Below are 19,384 nucleotides of genomic sequence, written 5' to 3'. Positions count from 1 at the left end.
ATAAGCCAACTTTTTTATTTCTCTATATTTTCTATATATTATAAAATTCAAATATAATATTAATTCTTAAAGCTATGTATTGGTGCAGGAATACGACCTGTTCTATTTACGAAATTATCGCAAGAGAAATTATTTACAGGCATAATAGGTGCATATCCAAGTAAGCCACCAAATTCTACTGTTTCTCCAACTCCCTTTCCAATTACAGGAATAATTCTTACAGCTGTTGTTTTAGCATTAACCATACCAATTGCTGATTCATCTGCAATAATACCGGCAATTGTTGTAGCCTTTGTATCTCCCGGAATTGCTATCATGTCAAGTCCAACTGAGCATACGCATGTCATTGCTTCTAATTTTTCAATAGTTAAAGCTCCTTCTTTTACAGCATCAATCATACCCTGATCTTCACTTACAGGAATAAAGGCACCACTTAAACCGCCAACATATGAAGATGCCATTACGCCACCTTTTTTAACCTGATCGTTTAACATTGCAAGAGCTGCTGTTGTACCAGGCGCACCGGCTCTCTGTAAACCAATCTCTTCTAAAATATCAGCCACACTATCACCAATTGCAGGTGTAGGTGCCAAAGATAAATCTATAATACCAAAAGGGACATTTAATCTCTTCGAAGCTTCCTTTGCAACTAACTGGCCAACTCTTGTAATCTTGAAAGCTGTCTTTTTGATTGTATCACATAGAACCTCGAAGTTTTCTCCACGAACTTTCTTTAATGCATGTCTTACAACGCCAGGTCCTGAAACACCTACATTAATAATTGCATCTGCTTCAGTAACACCATGGAAAGCACCTGCCATAAAAGGATTGTCGTCAGGAGCATTACAAAAAACAACAAGTTTAGCGCAACCTAATGAATCATCCTCTTTTGATTCTTCTGCTGTTTCCTTAACAATTTCTCCCATTAATCTTACAGCATCCATGTTGATACCTGTTTTTGTTGAACCAACATTAACTGAACTGCATACACGTTCTGTGCAAGCTAAAGCCTTTGGTATAGATTTAATAAGATTTTCTTCTGCCTTTGACATACCCTTGCTAACTAATGCTGTGTATCCACCAAGGAAATTAACACCAACTTCCTTTGCTACCTTGTCTAATGTTTTTGCAATAGTCACAAAATCATCAGGTGTCTTACAGGCACTTGCCCCAACTAAACCAATTGGTGTAACGGAAATTCTTTTATTAACAATAGGAATACCGTATTCTTTTGAGATATCTTCTCCTGTTTGAACTAAATTACCTGCAAGTTTTTTAATTTTATTATAAATATTACTATTTAACGTTTCTAAATCATTACTAATACAATCCATAAGACTAATACCTAATGTAATAGTTCTTACATCCAGATTGTAATCGTCAATCATTTTATTAGTTTCAATAACTTCAAATTTATTAATCATTTTTTTCTCCCATTAACTAGATTCTGTGCATACTGTTAAAAATATCTTCATGCTGCATTTTAATTACAACACCGATTTCATCGCCAATTTTTTCTAAATCATCTGATAATTCATGCACAGGCTTTGATGCGTTATTACAATCAACAATCATCATCATGTTAAAATATTCCTGAACAATTGTCTGAGAAATATCAAGTATGTTTACTTTATTGTCTGCTAAGTATGAACATACCGCTGCTATAATGCCTACTGTGTCTTTACCTACCACTGTAATAATTGTCTTTTTCATAAGTTCCTCCTAGTAATTATGATATTATATATTTAAAATTTAATATTGCAGGAAGGTTCGTACCTACTTGCAACTTTTAAATCAATTTGATTTACATCCTCTACCGCCTTGGCAAAATTCAGCTCGTTTTTTACAGCCTGAAATGCTAATTCGGGATAATTATTTTCGCCACTTAAATGACCCAAAATAATATGTTTCATTCTTTTATTAATGATTTTATTAAGAAAATCACCACATGCTTCATTTGACAAATGACCTTTAGTTCCCCATATTCTTTGTTTCAAACGAAAGGGATATGGGCCCATCTGTAACATTCTCACATCATGATTTGATTCCACTAAAATACTGTCTAACTCCTGTAAGCCATTAACCAACTTTCCATCATATGTACCTAAATCCGTAACTATGGCACCTGATGAATTGTCCACAGAGTCATCATCAAACCTATAGCATACAGGATCTACAGCATCATGGCTAATTTGAAGCGGTGATATTTTAGTATTTTTTATGTAAAAACTTTTATTTTTTTCTATTGAAAAAAATAATTCTTTATCAACTTCTCCAATGGATGATTTATTTAAAATATAATCTATTGTATCTTCAGTAGCATAAACAGGAATATGATATTTTCTTAAAAATACTCCCAACCCTTTAATATGGTCACTATGTTCATGAGTAATTAATATTCCATCTAAATCTTCCGGATTTTTGCCAAAATGCTCAAACCCTTCGAGAACTCTTTTCCTACTTATTCCAACATCTATCATCAATGTTGTTTCTTTATTATCTAATAAAATACAATTTCCTTTACTGCTACTGGAAATTGAAAACAATTCCATATATATACCTCAATTCTTCTCCATACATTTTATTGTATTTTGCAATTAATTTCAACACATTAAAGTAATATAATTTGTTTCAAAATAATATTATAATAAAAAAGGCCTATGAAAAAATTATATTTATTAATATTTTGTGCACTATGCATAACTTTAACTTTAGCTTTTCCCGTTGAAATTTCTGCAGGTATAAAAAAAGGGATTATACTTTCATTGTACTCTGTAATTCCATCGCTATTACCTTTCATACTAATTAATAATTATATGTACGAAAAAGGTTTATGCTATTACATCGGAAAACTTTTGTATCCATTACTAAATTTTTTCTTCAAAGTAACAATAAATGGTGCTTACATTATACTTGTGGGCTTTTTGTCAGGCTATCCGTTAGGTGCAAAAGTCATTGGTGAAATGGTCTCATCGGGCAATATCTCAAAAGCCGAAGGGAAATACCTTATAACTTTTTGTAATAACACAAGCATTTCTTTTCTTATAAATTATATAATATGCACATGTTTGAAAAGTTCGTTACCAGTTTTGGGTGATACTAAACTTACCACTTTGCATATTGTTTTGTTTGTTTTTCTGCCTTCCATCATAACCGGGATATTAAATAAATTAATTCTAAATTTTAGAGAAACACATTATCCCGCTTTTCAAACAAGCATAAACACATTAACCAAAAACGAAAACATAATTAAAAAAACATATTTTTCTCTAATGACATTATGTACATACGTTATATTTTTTTCAGCATTAACGCAGTTAATCAATATCATACCACTAACTTTTTTTCAAAAAAATATAGCAATTTCATTTTTAGAAATTACAAACGGTTGCTTTCTTATAACAAAGTGTCAATTAGAGGATGTTTATAAAATATATTTTATGCTTCTATGTGTAATATTGGGTGGTATTTCTATTTTTATGCAATCCTTATCCCAAATAAAAGATAAATCAATTATGTTATATTATGTTTTAGGCAAAATAGAATGTTGTTTATTTTTTACTATTTTATATTTAATTATCTATAGTTTGTAATTTTGTGTGATAGAAATAACTAATAACGCTTCTATGTAGTAATACTAGCAATACTAAGTAGTTATTTTGTGTAATAGTTATAACAAACAACATTTTTATGCAATGGTAATAACAAGTAATCATTTCACAAATAGAAATAGCAAACAACATTTTTTATGCAACGGTAATAACAAATAACAATTTCATAAATAGAAATAGTAAATAATTTTCTTAGTGTTATTTAAATATACAAAAAAGAAAGCTAAACATAGCTTTCTTTTCTGTATAAAGTATAATAATTACATTAAATCAACTGCAATGTCATCATTATTTTCAGGCTGTGAATTATCTTCATCCTGACCATTTAATTCTTTTCTGCTTTCAACAACAACATTTAATGAACTGTTTAACGATGTCATCATCTGGCTCTGTGCATTTTCAAAGCTATTCATACCTGTTGTAAGTATGCTCTGAACATTTGATAAAATATCATCTGTATACTGCATAGCTCTCATTCTATAATCATTTGCTTCTGATGTAGCATTGTTCAAAATATCCTGAGCTTCCTGCTGTGCCTGTTCAATAACCTTGTTGGCTTCATCATATGCTTTCTGCATAATTTCATGTTCACTAACCAACTGATTAATGTGTGCTGTAGCTTCAGCAATCATAGCTTCTGATCTTTCCTTAGCATCGTTTAAGATTGCATCCTTATTAGCAATAATCTTCTGATATTTCTTGATTTCATCAGGAGTTCTTAATCTTAATTCAGCTAATAATTCATCAATATCGTCTTTATTTACTACAATCTTAGATGTTGATAAAGGCTGAAACTTACAGTTATCAATATATTCCTCAATTTCTGTAATAATCTGTTCAATCTTACTACTCATTTTTATTCTCCTCTTTCCTTAAATTTATCGTAAACCTGTTGTACAACAGATTCTGGTACAAATTTGCTAATATCAGCTCCAAAATACGCCGCCTCCCTTACTGTACTTGAACTAAGGTAAGCATATTCCAAACTTGTTGTAAAAAATATTGTATCAACGTTTTCATTTAAGACTGTGTTTGTCTGAGACATTTGAAGTTCATACTCAAAATCTGTTACAGCCCTTAAACCTCTAACAATAATTTGCGCATCAACTTTTCTTGCAAAGTCCACAAGCAATCCCTCAAAAGACATAACCTTGACATTTGGTAAATCTTTTACAACATCATTTAACATTTTAACACGTTTTTCAACTGAAAACAACGGAGATTTAGAATTATTATTCAAAACACCTACTATTAGTTCATCAAATATTTTAGATGCTCTTTTAATAATATCTAAATGTCCTAGTGTGACCGGGTCAAAACTTCCAGGATAAATTGCTCTTGTCATATTATTCTCCTAGTTTTTTCAAAAATATATGTTTATTTGTTTTATATATTTTTTCTTTTTTAATTTCGTATCCTAAATTCAAAGTAAAAGAGAAATCAGTCTCCAACGAAGCTTCAACAATTATCAAAGTGTCATTATCTAAAATACATGAATCTTTTAGAAACTCTAAAACCTTGTTTTCTAATTGCTTATTATAAGGTGGATCCATGAAAATAATGTGAAATGTCTGTTTTTTTAATTGTAAACTTTCAAGTGATCGCATAACATCACCAAAAACAATATTTCCTTGTTCTTTTAGATTAGTTTTTTCCAAATTAGTCTCTATACATTTAATAGCATTTCTATTATTTTCTACAAAAGTTGCACTATTAGCTCCACGACTTAAAGCTTCAATTCCAATGGCGCCACTTCCACTAAACAAATCCAAAAAATCAATATCATATAAATCATTATTTATAATATTAAACAATGTTTCTTTAATTCTATCAGTTGTAGGTCTTGTATTATTTCCTTTAACTGTTTCTAATTGTATTCTTCTTGCTGTTCCTGCTATTACTCTCATTAATTCTCCATAAGCCTTATAAAATTAAAAGCAAGCAAAAAATGCCTGCCTTTAATCTATATTGTTTAAAAATTATTCTTCTGAAGCAACATCTTCCTGAACTTCTTCAGCTTCGTCTTCATCTGGAAGTAAAGCTTTGATACTTAAGCTAATTTTCTTTTCTTCTTCATTAAAATCAACAATCTTAGCTTCAATTTCCTGACCAACCTTTAATTCATCGGATGGCTTTTCAACATGGTGTTTTGCAATCTGTGATACATGAAGTAAAGCATCAACACCAGGTTCGATTTCAACGAATGCTCCAAAGTCTGTCATTCTTGCTACCTTACCTGTAACAATTGCTCCAACTGCAAATTTTTCTTCAGCGTTAGCCCAAGGATTTGTATCTTCGAACTTTAAGCTTAATGCAATCTTATCACCATTAATTTCTTTAATAAATGTTGTAACCTTGTCGCCCGGCTTAAATAACTTTCTAGGATTTCCAACTCTACCCCATGACATTTCTGAGATATGTAAAAGTCCGTCAGCACCACCGATATCAATGAATGCTCCAAAATCAACAACGCTCTTAACTACACCTTCAACTGTGTCTCCAACCTGAATCTTTTCAAATAAAGCTTTCTTAGCTGCTTCTTTTTCTGCAACAACTAACTGCTTTCTATCTCCAATAATACGTCTTCTTCTTGGATCAAATTCAGTTACTACAAATTCGATTTCCTGATTTAAATATTTATCTAAATCTCTTTCGAATACGTCTGATACAAGGCTTGCAGGTATAAATACTCTACCGCCTTCAACATCAACACTCAAACCACCTTTTAAAATCTGTACAACTGGTGCTTTAAGAACTTCTTTATTTTCAAAAGCTTCTTTAATCTTCTCATTTGCTTTCTCTGCAGCAAGTCTCTTATAAGATAAAGCAACCTGACCTTCGCCGTCGTTTACCTTGAGAACTTTAACTGTCAGTTCATCGCCTACTGAAATTACAGTTGTCAGATCTACTGGTGTGTTAGAGTATTCATCTCTTGTAAGAATACCGTCAGCCTTATATCCAACATTAAGAACTGCATAGTCTTCTCTTACACTGATTACCTTTCCTTCAAGAACTTCTCCATTATGAATTGTCTTGAATGATTCATCCAACATTTGTTCAAAACTCATCTCTGACATTAAGAACGACCTCCTCAATAATTTTCTTTGGGGTCGATGCCCCTGCTGTAATACCTATAGACCTCAATGAATCGACATTCTTCAAATTAAGGTTACTAACAGTTTGTATATAATAAGTATCCTTGCACTCATTCTTACATATGTCATATAACTTCTGTGTATTGGAACTATTCTTACCTCCAATAACAATCATTGCATCTACTTTTGATGCAATTTCTTTTGCCTCAACTTGTCTTAAGTGTGTCGCATTGCAAATCGTATTTACAACATTTATATCATAACCCTTTTTAGTTATAATTTCAACTAAATATTTAAATTTATTGTAGTTAAATGTCGTTTGTGAGACAATACATATACTTTCATTTCTAAAGGAATCTATTTTTTCTATGTCTTCCTCGTCTTTTATAACTATAGCTTCACCTACAACCCAACCTTTTATACCTTCAACTTCAGGGTGATTATCATTTCCTATGATTACAATTCTTTTACCTTTTTCGCTTTCCTTCTTAACAATGTTATGAATCTTTTTTACGAAAGGACAGGTAGCATCTACTATTTCCAAATTTTGTTTTTCTATAGCATCATAGATTTTCTTTGGAACTCCATGAGATCTGATTACAACACTTCCCGATTGAAGATTTTCAAGTTCTTCAATTGTATCAATAACCGACACGCCTTTTTCTTCCAAATCTTCTACAACCTGTTCATTATGAATTATCGGTCCAAAAGTATATATCGGTTTTTTTCCTGTTTCAATTTCCTTATAAACACTTTCAATCGCTTTTTCCACTCCAAAGCAAAATCCGGCGCTTTTTGCCACTAATATTTCCATTTAAACACCTGTGTAATTATATTTTTTATTGAACTAACCCTGTAATTTTTTCCACAACCTGTTCAATTGACATGTCAGATGAATCAACTAAAATCGCATCTTCAGCCTGACAAAGTGGAGAAACTTCTCTGTGCATGTCTCTATAATCTCTGTCTTTGATGTCTGCCTCTATTGCATCAACATCACATTGTTCTCCCTTTTCCACAAGTTCTTTATAACGTCTCATTGCTCTTGTTCTTGAGCTGGCAGTTAAATATATTTTCAAATCAGCATTTGGTAATACTGCTGTACCAATATCTCTGCCATCCATAACTACATTATTTTCTTTTGCAAATTTCTTTTGCATTTCAACCAATTTTTTTCTAACTTCAGGATATACTGCAATAGCACTTGTCATATTACCAATTTCTTCCTGTCTGATTAATGTGCTTACATCTTCTCCATTAAGATACACTTTCTGTGTTCCATCTTCATAGCCAAGTGAAACATCTACGGACTCACATTTTTCTGCCACCTTTTCATGTTCTTTTGCACTAATACCTTCTCTATGACACGCTAAAGCTATTGTTCTATACATTGCACCTGTGTCAACATAAATAAAACCTAACTCCTTTGCCACAATTTTTGCTATTGTACTTTTTCCCGCTCCTGCAGGACCATCAATTGCTATATTATACATTTGTTCCTCCATTATTTAATATATACTACTTCCTGCCAAATATCCTGTGCTCCAGGCGATTTGCAGGTTATAACCACCTGTTTTTGCATCCAAATCCAATACTTCACCAACAAAATACATATTCGGAACAATTTTCGACTCCATTGTTTTCGGATTAATATCTTTAACAGAAATTCCTCCTCTGGTTATAATTGCCTCATTAAATCCTCTCGTTCCTGAAATTGTTAAAGGTATGTTTTTTATGTTTTCAACAAGAATTTCTCGTTCTTCTTTTGTAATTTCATTGACTTTTTTATAAGGATCTATATTGCACAATTCAATAATTGGTTCAATCATCTTTTTAGGCAATAACTTGTCCAAAGAATTATTAAAATTCTTATTTATATTTTCATTAAAATCTTTTAGAATTCTCTTATCTAAAGTTTCTTTATCCAATGCTGGTTTCAAATCTATATATGCATAAAAATCATGCTCTTTAAATTTATCGCATATATAACAGCTTGCTGATAATACAAGGGGCCCGCTTATACCAAAATGAGTAAAAAGCATTTCGCCCTGTTCCTTGAAATAAACCTTTCCCTTTTCATCGGTTATAGTAAGTTTTATATTTTTCAGGGAAAGCCCCTGCAATTGCTTGCACATTTCTTCTTTAATATTGAAAGGCACAAGTGAAGGATATGTTTTACTTACAGTATGTCCCATTTCTTCTGCGAACTTATAACCATCACCTGTTGACCCGGTAGTCTCATAAGACATACCTCCTGTAGCCACTATACATTTATCACCTGCAAACTTATTATTGTGTTTATCTATTAAAATAACCTTATTGTTAGAATTTTCAATTTTAGTAATCTCTGACTTTAAATGAACATTAACGCCAATATCTTTCATCATGTTATCAAGTGCCCATATAACGTCAGATGATTTATCACTTAAAGGAAAAACTCTGTTTCCTCTTTCTATCTTTGTTTCTATGCCTGTACTTTCTATCATATTGCATATATCTTCACTGGAAAAATTATTATATGCACTGTACAGAAATTTTTCATTATAAATTATATTCGAAAAATGATTTTCAATTGAAGATGCATTTGTAATATTGCATCTGCCTTTTCCTGTTATAAAAATTTTTTTACCTAATCTGTCATTTTTTTCAAATAAATGGACTTCATTTCCATTATATCCGGCAGCAATCGCAGCCATCATTCCAGCAGCTCCACCGCCAATAATTAAAACACTACTCATATATTAAAACATCCTAATCGTTATATAAATATGACACCTATGCCTATTAAAGCATAAGGTGTCATATAATACAAATTTAAACCGGATATGCTCCGTTTTCTTTGTCTGCTACAGATGGATCAACCTTTGTCTGCTGAGCTTCTCTGTATTCAAAGAATTCTTTTGCAACCTGTGGGAATAAAGCGTATGTTAACACATCTTCATCCTGCTGTTTCCACTGAGCACATTCCTTTTCGAACTTATCAAGTGATGGTTCAAGTAAATCTGCAGGTCTGCATGTAATAGCTTCTTCATCACCGATAGCCTTTTTCTGAACTTCTTCGTTAAATGGCTTAACTGTCTGGCCATATTTTCCTGCAAGAAGATCTTTAGCCTGCTGGTTAATCATTTTATATCTTTCGCCCATAACTACGTTAAGAACTGCCTGTGTACCAACAATCTGGCTTGATGGTGTAACAAGTGGTGGTTCACCAAAGTCTTTACGAACTCTAGGAACTTCTTCTAACACCTGATCAAACTTATCTGACGCACCCATTTCATCCAACTGTGAAACAAGGTTTGAAAGCATACCACCTGGTACCTGATAAAGAAGTGTATTGATATTAACACCCATAACCTTTGGATTTAATAATCCATTAGCTAAACATTCTTCTCTATATGGTTTGAAGTAATCTGCTATTTCTTTTAATAACTTCTGATCTAAGCCTGTATCGTATGGTGTTCCCTTAAATGTTTCTACCATAACTTCTGTAGCAGGCTGAGATGTACCCATTGAGAATGGTGAAATTGCAGTATCAATAATATCGCATCCTGCTTCTACAGCCTTCATATATGTCATGGCTGCAACACCTGATGTATAGTGTGTATGAAGATCGATAGGGATATCTGTTCCTTCTCTTAAAGCCTGAACTAATTCAGTTGCCTTATATGGTGTAAGAAGTCCAGCCATATCCTTGATACAAAGTGAGTTAGCACCCATATCTTCGATTCTCTTAGCTGTTTCTTTCCAATAATCAAGTGTATACGCATCACCAAGTGTGTATGATAATGCAATCTGTGCATGACCATTTTCCTTATTAGCAGCCTTTACTGCTGTTTCTAAGTTTCTTAAGTCATTTAAACAGTCAAAAATTCTAATAATATCAATACCATTAGCAATTGACTTCTGAACAAAATATTCAACAACATCATCTGAATAATGGCTATATCCTAAAATATTCTGTCCTCTAAAAAGCATCTGTAATTTTGTATTCTTAAATCCATCTCTTAATTTTCTTAATCTTTCCCATGGATCTTCTTTTAAGAATCTAAGTGAAGCATCAAAAGTTGCACCACCCCAACATTCTACAGCATGATATCCAACCTTATCCATTGTATCAATGATAGGAAGCATTTCTTCAGTAGGCATTCTTGTTGCGATTAATGACTGATGAGCATCACGTAATATAGTTTCAGTAATTTTTACTGGTCTTTTTTCTGCCATTTTAATTTTCCTCCAATATTTCTCATGTAATAGGATAACTTTAGATTCCAAAAATAGCCATAAATGTACCGGCTGCTACTGCAGTACCAATTACACCAGCTACGTTTGGTCCCATAGCATGCATCAATAAGAAGTTTGTTGGATCAGCTTCTGCTCCAACCTTCTGTGAAACTCTTGCTGCCATTGGTACTGCTGATACACCAGCCGAACCAATAAGTGGGTTAACCTTACCATGAGTTGCTAAACACATTAATTTACCAAACAGTACACCTGCCGCTGTACCAACAGCAAATGCTACAAGTCCTAAAATAACAATCTTAATTGTACTAATATTTAAGAATGCTTCAGCAGATGTTGTTGCACCTACACTTGTACCAAGTAAAATAACTACGATATACATAAGTGCATTACTAGCTGTTTCCTGTAACTGTTTAACAACACCAGATTCTCTAAATAAGTTACCTAACATAAGCATACCTACTAATGGTGCTGTTGTAGGTAAAATCATTACTACAATTATTGTAACAATAATTGGGAAAAGAATCTTTTCTAACTTTGAAACAGGTCTAAGCTGTTCCATTTTGACTTTTCTTTCTTTTTCAGTTGTGAACAATTTCATAATTGGTGGCTGTATAATTGGAACTAATGCCATGTATGAATAAGCCGCAACAGCAATAGGTCCAAGTAAGTCTGTCTGACCTAATTTACCAGCAAGGAAGATTGATGTAGGTCCATCAGCTCCACCGATAATTGAGATTGCAGCAGCTGCTTTTCCACCAAATCCCATGAAAATTGCCAAAAAGTATGCTGAATATATACCAAACTGTGCTGCAGCACCAAGTAAGAAACTCTTAGGGTTTGCAATAAGCGGACCAAAGTCAGTCATTGCACCTACACCCATAAAAATAAGTGATGGTAAAATACTCCATTCATCTAAAATATAAAAATAGTGAAGTAATCCACCTGCTTCATCTCCTACAGGAGCTTTAATAATGTCCGGATACATATTAACTAATAGCATACCAAAAGCGATTGGAACCAAAAGCAATGGTTCATATCCTTTTTTTATTGCTAAATATAGGAAAACACAGGCAACCAAAATCATAATGTAGTTTCCAACAGATAAGCTGAAAAATGCTGTTTGGTTTACCAAATTTTCCAATGTATCTAAGATGTTCATTTGTTACCTCCAGTTCTTTATAAAACAACTAATTTAATGTTGCAATAACTGCGCCTGCTTCAAATGAATCACCTACGCCAAATGCAACACTTGCAACTGTTCCATCTTCAGGAGCAACTACAGAGTTTTCCATTTTCATTGCTTCAAATACTAAAATTGTGTCACCCTTCTTTACTGACTGTCCAGGGTTAGCATTAATTGATAATACCTTACCAGGCATTGGTGCTGTTACCTTAACGCTTCCTTCACTGCCTGTTGCAGCTGGAGCTGGAGCAGCGGCTGGAGCCTTTGCAGGTGCAGCTGCCTTTACAGGTGCACTAGGTGTAGAACCTGTTTCTTCTACAGTAACGTCATAAACATTACCATTTACTGTTATTGTATAACTTTTCATTTTTAAATTCCTCCTAAATTTACAAAAGTAATTTATCTTCTTCTAATTGATCTTACAACGAAGCTGTCTGTTGATGTATTTTCACTGGCTGCAATAGCTGATGCAATAACAGCAATTAATTCCAAATCATCTGACACATCAACGGTTTCATTTGCTGATACAGTTTCAGACTTGTCTTCTTCTGTTGTAATATTTGCTTTTTTGTTTTTATTTGCTCTAGCTTCAGTAATCTTTGGAATAACCTTAAAGCATGAAATAATTAATGAAATAAAAATAAGTACAGCGAATACTGTTCCCATTCCCATTAATGTATTAGCTCCTGCAGAAGCCATTTTTGCTCCGATAGAATTGTCTGCTGTGTCAGGCAAACTGAATTCTACAGATGTAGCCTGTGGTCCTAAAGTATCAAATAAAGAAATATGCATAATCATCTTTAAATCTTTATTTTCAAAATGTAACATTGAAGTTGCATCAATTGTTCCATCTTCATTTTCTGTTACTTCTATCTTGCCATAGTCTTTGTATGTACCACAAGGTTCATCTCCAACAGCTTTAGCAAAGTTTTCAAACATATCTGTCTGTGAACTATAATATTCACCAAGATAGTCTAACTCATCCTTAGAACATTCTCCATAATTAGCTAATCCGTTTGTTACATAGTTTTCAAACAATGACTTAATCTGTGCCATTGTAATTTTACCGTTTGCAAATGTTTTCTGATCTTCTGCTGATAAAGTTGTTTCAGCAGCATTTGTGCCACTTAAATCAACAGTTTGATCTGCAAAAACACATGTGTTTGAAAATACTAAACACATAAGTAATGAAGCAAGAGAAATTACTAAACGCAATCTTTTCATAACCTTCATAATATCCTCCTACTGTCTCTTTGTGTATAACATTTCAAGGGCACCGATAACATATTTTCTTACATCAACAGGTTCTACGATATTATCAACATATCCTCTTGATGCTGCCTTTGTTACACTTCCCTGTAACTGAGCATATTCTGCTGTCTTTTCAGCAAGAACGCTTGCATCTTCTTCAATTTCTTTTGCATACATAATCTTTGCTGCAGCGTTTGCATCCATCATTCCTACCTTTGCAGTTGGAAGAGCAAATACCATATCTGCACCAATTGACTTGCTGTTCATTGTTACATATGCACTACCAAAAGCTTCACCAATAATAACATTTACTTTTGGAACTGTCGCACTTGCAAATGCATAAGTTAATCTTGCAGTTGCCTTAGCGCCACGTTTTTCCTGACACTTGCATGCTTTGAATCCTGTAGCATTTGTGAGTGTAAGAACAGGAATTGAAAAATCATCACAAAAATATACAAACTGTGCAGCCTTATCGCAACCATTAGCTGTAAGCTTAGGTTCGTATTCTGCTACAACTTCCATATTGTCGTCGTAAACTTTTGTTCTATTAGCTACTACACCAACTGTTGCTCCATTTAATTTTATAAATGCAGTTAACATTTCAGGTGCGTAAGCACTCTTTGTTTCAACAACGAAACCATCATCAGAAATAGCTGTTAATGCTAACTTTGTATCTTCTAATCCTGAATCAAAGCCTGTTGCTGCTCTGTTTAAATCATCTGTGCAGTCTGCCAAAACTTCATCTTCATAATTTGAAGGTAAAATTGAAACCAAGTTAATAATACCTGAAATTATTTCTGATTCTGTTCCAACAAAATCTACATTACCAGCTTCTTCGCTCTGGAATTTAGCTGCTGAAGTATCACATACTTCTTTTCTGTTTTCATCAATAGCATTGGGTGAGTTAACAAATAATGCAGCATTATCTTTCTCCATAAATGTAAAATCAGAAAGATTTGCCATTACACTTAATGCTCCACCGCAATTTCCAAATATGGCTGTTACCATAGGAATTACTCCTGAAGCTTCGCTTTGTTTCATATAAATTGAACCAAATGCTTCAAGTCCATCTACTGATTCCTGTAATCTAAGGCCTGTGCTATCCACTAAACCAATAACAGGTGCTCCCATTTTTAGAGCCATATCATAGATATTTGAAATTTTCTTAGCATGCATTTCACCAACAGAGCCACCAAGCACTGATGAATCCTGGCTAAATACATAAACTAATCTTCCATTAATTAATCCATAACCGGTAACAACACCGTCTGATGGAGTATCAATGGCTTTGATGTTAAAATCTGTGCTTCTAGCTGTTACTAATGCACCAATTTCAACAAAACTGTTGTCATCAAGAAGAGCTTCAATTCTCGTTCTTGCTGAAGTTTTAGCTGATGTACTCATAATCAGTCCTCCATTATATTAATAAAGTTTTACATAGTAAAAGCCACTGACAATATTCTAAATACCGTCATTGGCTTTACTTGTGTTTGCAAAAAACAACCACTTTTTCGCCTTATATAGATTAACACTTTTCGTGTCAAATAGCAATTTATATTTCAAAATTTTTCCAAACAAAAACTTAATTATTTTATGCTGTTCTTATTCTGTTTTTAATCCATTCACTATTAATAGGTTTAAAGTCCTCTGTTTCAAAGTAAACATTATACCAAACAAGGAAAACATATACAGTCCAGATTCTTCTGCTGTTATCTGCTTTTCCGTTTCTGTGGTCTTCCATTAACTTAACCAAAATGTCAGTATTAAAGAATTTCTTTGATGCATCTGATGTTAATGTTTCCATTACTTTGTTGTAATATTTCTCCTCTTTTAACCATACTCTGATTGGAACAGGGAAGCCTAATTTTTTCTTGTTCGCTGTCTTTTCAGGTATATGTCTCTTAGCTGCAATTCTAAAAGCTCTCTTTGTAGCCTCTTCGTTACATCTAAAATCAATAGGTAATGTTTTTGCATAATTGAACACTTCAACATCAAGGAAAGGTACTCTTGATTCCAGACAATGAGCCATACTCATTTTATCTGCTTTCAATAGGATATCTCCCTGAAGCCAGAAATTTGTATCAATATACTGCATTTTAGCTATATCATTTAAATGACTTACTTTCTTGTATGTTGGAGCAACGATGTCCTGTGGTGACTTATGTGTTAATTTCGTCTTAAGAAGTTTTTCTCTGTCTTTTACTGAGAACATATTAGCGTTACCAATAAATCTCTCTTCAACTGTTTTGCTACCTCTTATAATAAAATCACGCCCTTTTATATCAGGCATAACACTTGCAACTTTAGCTAAACCTTTTCTTATACACTTAGGTATCTTCTGATAACCTTTTAATGACAATGGTTCATGATAAATATTGTAACCGCCAAAGAATTCGTCAGCCCCCTCACCTGATAAAACTACCTTAATTTGTTCAGCCGCAAGCTGGTCAACAAAATAAAGAGCTATACATGATGGATCTGCTAAAGGCTCATCCATATAATACATTACTGATGAAATAGAATCAAAATATTCATCACTGTCAATTGTTTTACTGTAATTTTCTTTTCCTAATTCATCAACAAGACTTTCAGCATAACGTATTTCATTGTACTTGCTTTGTTTATCAAGAAATCCTACTGTAAAAGTTTTTGTTCCAGGGAACTCTGAAACAACATAACTTGAATCAACACCACTTGATAAAAGTGAACCTACTTCTACGTCAGCAATCATATGTGCATTTACTGTATTGTCAACAATTTCTTCTATCTCTGATACAGTTTTTTCCAAATCACCGTTTTCCTTTGGTTCCATCATCGGGTCAAAATATCTTTTAACAGTCATTTCACCATTTTTATAAATCATATAATGTCCTGCCGGAAGTTTATACACTCCCTTAAAGAAACACTCAGGAAGAACAGAATATTGGAAACTTAAATACTGTTCAAGAGCTTCTTCATTTACTTCCTTCTTAAAGCCCGGAAATTCCAAAATTGCTTTTATTTCTGATGAAAATGCTAAAGACCCATTAATTTGTGAATAATAAAAAGGTTTAATTCCAAAATGGTCTCTTGCACCAAATGCTGTTTTGTTTTTGCTGTCCCAAATCACAAAAGAAAACATACCACGAAGTTTTGACAGCATGTCTGTACCGTACTCTTCATAAGCATGTACCAAACATTCTGTATCAGACTCATTTGCAAAAACATGTCCTTTTGCAATAAGTTCTTTTCTTACATCTAAATGGTTATATATTTCTCCATTAAACACAATAGCAATGTCTCCTGTTTCGTTGTACATTGGCTGTGCGCCATGATTTAAATCAATAATACTAAGTCTTCTATGACCGATTGCAGCATGTTCATCAACATACATTCCCTCATCATCAGGTCCCCTATGGGCAATCTTGTCCATCATTCTTTTTAAAACTGCTTTACTGTTTTCAACTTCTCCTATAAAGCCACAAATTCCACACATAATAAATTCTCTCTTTCATTAGTTATTATTTACAAAATTGCTTTTATTTCATCTTCATTAATAATTTCCTTTATTAAAACACGTTCATCCATTGGATGTTTAACACCTTTAATTTCCTGGTAATCTTCATGTCCTTTACCTGCAAGAACAATTACATCGCCGTCTTTTGCATGTTGTATTGCATATCTGATAGCATCTTTTCTATCAGGAACGGTAACATGTTCTCCGTCACCTTTTTTAATACCAACTAAAATGTCATTTATAATATCCATAGGTTCTTCAAATCTTGGATTATCAGATGTTACTATTGTAAAATCTGCAAGTTTTGATGAAACTTCACCCATTTCAAAACGTCTGTCTCTTGACCTGTTACCGCCACAGCCAAACACAGTTACCAAACGTTTAGGATTGTACTCTCTTAAACTAGTCAAAAGACTTTCTAAGCTCATGGCATTATGAGCATAATCAATCATTAAAGTAAATCTTTTTGAAACCGGTACAATTTCAACTCGGCCTTTTACCCTAACATCTAAAAGTCCCTGTTTTATCGCCTCAATATCCTGTGTGAAATGACTACAAATTGCAATAGCGCAAAGGGAATTATATACACTGAAATTTCCCGGAACATGAATTTCCACCGAGAAGTTCATCTTGCCTGACAAATTATATGAAACACATAGGCAACCAGGTTTAGTAAACAAATTAATATCAGAAGCCTTAAAATCATAATCTCCGTTAACACCAAATGTTTCCAAATCGCAGGTATGACCTTCAAGAACCTGATCAATAAAATCTGCATCCATATTTACAATGCCATGTTTACATTGTTTCAATAACATGCTCTTGCATCTTAGATAATCATCAAAATCCTTATGTTCATTTGGGCCAATATGGTCCGGCTCAATGTTTGTAAAAATACCATAATCAAATGTAAAGCCTGACACTCTGTGAAGCATTAGTCCCTGTGATGAAACCTCCATTACAACACACTTACAACCTTCTTTTACCATTTCAGCAAAAGTTTCCTGTACAACATAGGACTCAGGTGTTGTATTTTTTGCCGGTATAACTTTATCGCCAATAATAGTTTCAATTGTACCGATTAAACCTGTTTTAATACCAACACTTTCAAGAACCTGTCTTACCATATATGTAGTAGTTGTTTTACCTTTTGTTCCTGTAATACCTACAGTAATAATTTTTTCTGCAGGATTGCCAAAATATGCAGCAGACATATATGCCAAAGCAAGCCTTGTATCTTCAACCTTAATTATTGTAAGCCCCTCTACAGGTTCTACATCTTCCATAACTACTACAGCTACTGCGCCTTTATCATAAACATCTTTGACAAATTTATGTCCGTCAAAACCTGCACCTTTAATGCAAACAAAAACATCGTTTTTTTCTACTTTTCTTGAATCATTCTGTAAGTAATTGATTTCTACGGAATCATCACCATTTACAACTTTATATTCAAGTTTTTCCAATAAATCTTTTAATAACATATTTCCGCCTTCTTTAAAAAACTTTGTATAAATATTTTCGTGTACAAACCTTCTGTATAACATTGCCTACACATAAAGCTATTAGTACATTTTCCACTAACTTAAACTTCAATTTTTCCTGTAAAAGAAACTTTTGCCGGACCTGTCATATAAACAGTATTTTCTTCTCTGTTATATTCAATAAACAAGTCGCCACCTAAAAGTTTCACTGTAACTTTGTCGTCTGTTAATCCATTAAGCACGCAGGCCACAACTGTTGCACAGGCACCTGTACCACAGGCAAATGTTTCACCTGAACCTCTTTCCCACACGCGCATCTTAACTGTATTTCTGTCTAATACCTGAATAAATTCTGTATTAACTCTGTCTGGGAAAATAGGATTATTTTCAAACTTCGGTCCAATTGTTTCTATTTCCAAATCATCAGTGTTCTCTATAAATGTTATAGCATGTGGATTTCCCATTGAAACACATGTGATTCTATATTCTTTATCATCAATAACAATAGGCTCGTCAACAACCTTATCTTTATCAGAAACAACCGGCACATCTTTTGGTAACAAAATAGGTGTTCCCATATTAACCTTTACAGTTTCAACTTTATCATTCTTAACATTTAATTCTAAAGTTTTTATACCTGAAAGAGTTTCAACTGTAATTGTTGTTTTATCAGTCATCTTGTTATCATAAACATACTTTGCCACACATCTAATTCCATTGCCACACATTTTTCCTTCTGAACCATCTGCATTATACATGCTCATTTTAAAATCTGCCTTTTCTGAAGGATTAATAACAATAAGTCCATCTGAGCCAATGCCAAAATGTCTGTCGCTAACTATTTCTGATAATTTATTTGGATTATCAATTTTATTTTCAAAACCATTCACGTAAACATAATCGTTTCCGCACCCTTGCATTTTTGTAAATTCCATAATGCCTCCTAAATATACGTCGTCATCTACCATTATTCATGTAAGTTTTTTACACCCACATTAGCTTTAAATATACCACATCTAACT

18 protein-coding genes are annotated in these 19,384 nt (G+C 33.2%); all 18 read right to left on the bottom strand.

Annotated features, from left to right (window positions below):
• Positions 1 to 59: 59 nt before the first annotated feature.
• Positions 60 to 1,424, bottom strand: coding sequence for a PFL family protein (locus DWZ69_RS06010; RefSeq protein WP_118436469.1), 1,365 nt, complete (start codon positions 1,422 to 1,424; stop codon positions 60 to 62).
• A 16-nt stretch (positions 1,425 to 1,440) separates the two neighbouring features.
• A complete protein-coding gene (locus DWZ69_RS06005) occupies positions 1,441 to 1,713 on the bottom strand; it encodes an ACT domain-containing protein (RefSeq protein ID WP_117999554.1) in 273 nt (90 codons plus the stop codon).
• A gap of 32 nt (positions 1,714 to 1,745) precedes the next feature.
• Positions 1,746 to 2,552 (bottom strand): MBL fold metallo-hydrolase, encoded by an 807-nt coding sequence (locus tag DWZ69_RS06000; protein WP_118436468.1) that lies wholly within the window; start codon positions 2,550 to 2,552, stop codon positions 1,746 to 1,748.
• A 1,319-nt stretch (positions 2,553 to 3,871) separates the two neighbouring features.
• Positions 3,872 to 4,465, bottom strand: a complete 594-nt coding sequence (locus tag DWZ69_RS05990) for a hypothetical protein (protein ID WP_022166050.1) — start codon at positions 4,463 to 4,465, stop codon at positions 3,872 to 3,874.
• Between the two features lie 2 nt (positions 4,466 to 4,467).
• On the bottom strand, positions 4,468 to 4,956 hold the full coding sequence (coaD, locus tag DWZ69_RS05985; RefSeq protein ID WP_022166049.1) for a pantetheine-phosphate adenylyltransferase: 489 nt from the start codon (positions 4,954 to 4,956) through the stop codon (positions 4,468 to 4,470).
• Between the two features lies 1 nt (position 4,957).
• Complete coding sequence (rsmD, locus tag DWZ69_RS05980; RefSeq protein ID WP_118436464.1) at positions 4,958 to 5,518, bottom strand: 16S rRNA (guanine(966)-N(2))-methyltransferase RsmD; 561 nt, start codon at positions 5,516 to 5,518, stop codon at positions 4,958 to 4,960.
• 72 nt (positions 5,519 to 5,590) lie between these two features.
• Positions 5,591 to 6,688, bottom strand: a complete 1,098-nt coding sequence (rpsA, locus tag DWZ69_RS05975; protein ID WP_118436462.1) for a 30S ribosomal protein S1 — start codon at positions 6,686 to 6,688, stop codon at positions 5,591 to 5,593.
• On the bottom strand, positions 6,669 to 7,520 hold the full coding sequence (ispH, locus tag DWZ69_RS05970; protein ID WP_118436460.1) for a 4-hydroxy-3-methylbut-2-enyl diphosphate reductase: 852 nt from the start codon (positions 7,518 to 7,520) through the stop codon (positions 6,669 to 6,671). The genes rpsA and ispH overlap by 20 nt, the downstream gene beginning before the upstream one ends.
• Positions 7,521 to 7,545: 25 nt before the next feature.
• The gene (cmk, locus tag DWZ69_RS05965) at positions 7,546 to 8,199 is read right to left on the bottom strand and encodes a (d)CMP kinase (RefSeq protein WP_118436458.1); all 654 of its coding nucleotides are present in this window, start codon (positions 8,197 to 8,199) and stop codon (positions 7,546 to 7,548) included.
• 15 nt (positions 8,200 to 8,214) lie between these two features.
• Entirely contained in the window at positions 8,215 to 9,444 is a 1,230-nt protein-coding gene (locus tag DWZ69_RS05960; protein WP_118436456.1) for an NAD(P)/FAD-dependent oxidoreductase, read from the bottom strand.
• A 76-nt stretch (positions 9,445 to 9,520) separates the two neighbouring features.
• Positions 9,521 to 10,927: an oxaloacetate decarboxylase subunit alpha gene (locus DWZ69_RS05955; protein ID WP_022166043.1), complete on the bottom strand. Its 1,407-nt coding sequence runs from the start codon at positions 10,925 to 10,927 to the stop codon at positions 9,521 to 9,523.
• Positions 10,928 to 10,967: 40 nt separating this feature from the next.
• The gene (locus DWZ69_RS05950; RefSeq protein WP_117999546.1) at positions 10,968 to 12,107 is read right to left on the bottom strand and encodes a sodium ion-translocating decarboxylase subunit beta; all 1,140 of its coding nucleotides are present in this window, start codon (positions 12,105 to 12,107) and stop codon (positions 10,968 to 10,970) included.
• Positions 12,108 to 12,135: 28 nt separating this feature from the next.
• Entirely contained in the window at positions 12,136 to 12,498 is a 363-nt protein-coding gene (locus DWZ69_RS05945; protein WP_117999545.1) for an acetyl-CoA carboxylase biotin carboxyl carrier protein subunit, read from the bottom strand.
• Positions 12,499 to 12,530: 32 nt separating this feature from the next.
• Complete coding sequence (locus tag DWZ69_RS05940) at positions 12,531 to 13,364, bottom strand: OadG family protein (RefSeq protein ID WP_243002590.1); 834 nt, start codon at positions 13,362 to 13,364, stop codon at positions 12,531 to 12,533.
• 9 nt (positions 13,365 to 13,373) lie between these two features.
• Complete coding sequence (locus DWZ69_RS05935; protein WP_118436454.1) at positions 13,374 to 14,786, bottom strand: carboxyl transferase domain-containing protein; 1,413 nt, start codon at positions 14,784 to 14,786, stop codon at positions 13,374 to 13,376.
• 187 nt (positions 14,787 to 14,973) lie between these two features.
• Positions 14,974 to 16,857 carry an asparagine synthase (glutamine-hydrolyzing) gene (gene asnB / locus DWZ69_RS05930; protein ID WP_117999543.1) on the bottom strand — a complete coding sequence of 628 codons (1,884 nt, stop codon included), beginning with the start codon at positions 16,855 to 16,857 and terminating at the stop codon, positions 14,974 to 14,976.
• Between the two features lie 29 nt (positions 16,858 to 16,886).
• A complete protein-coding gene (locus DWZ69_RS05925; protein WP_118436452.1) occupies positions 16,887 to 18,362 on the bottom strand; it encodes a UDP-N-acetylmuramoyl-L-alanyl-D-glutamate--2,6-diaminopimelate ligase in 1,476 nt (491 codons plus the stop codon).
• Between the two features lie 101 nt (positions 18,363 to 18,463).
• Entirely contained in the window at positions 18,464 to 19,297 is an 834-nt protein-coding gene (dapF, locus tag DWZ69_RS05920; RefSeq protein WP_117999542.1) for a diaminopimelate epimerase, read from the bottom strand.
• Between the last annotated feature and the right edge of the window lie 87 nt (positions 19,298 to 19,384).

The sequence above is a fragment of the Eubacterium sp. AF34-35BH genome (genome assembly GCF_003477765.1).
Classification (GTDB): Bacteria; Bacillota; Clostridia; order Lachnospirales; family Lachnospiraceae; genus Eubacterium_G.
Note: the sequence above shows the minus strand (reverse complement) of the source record. Positions and strands in the feature narration are given on the sequence as shown.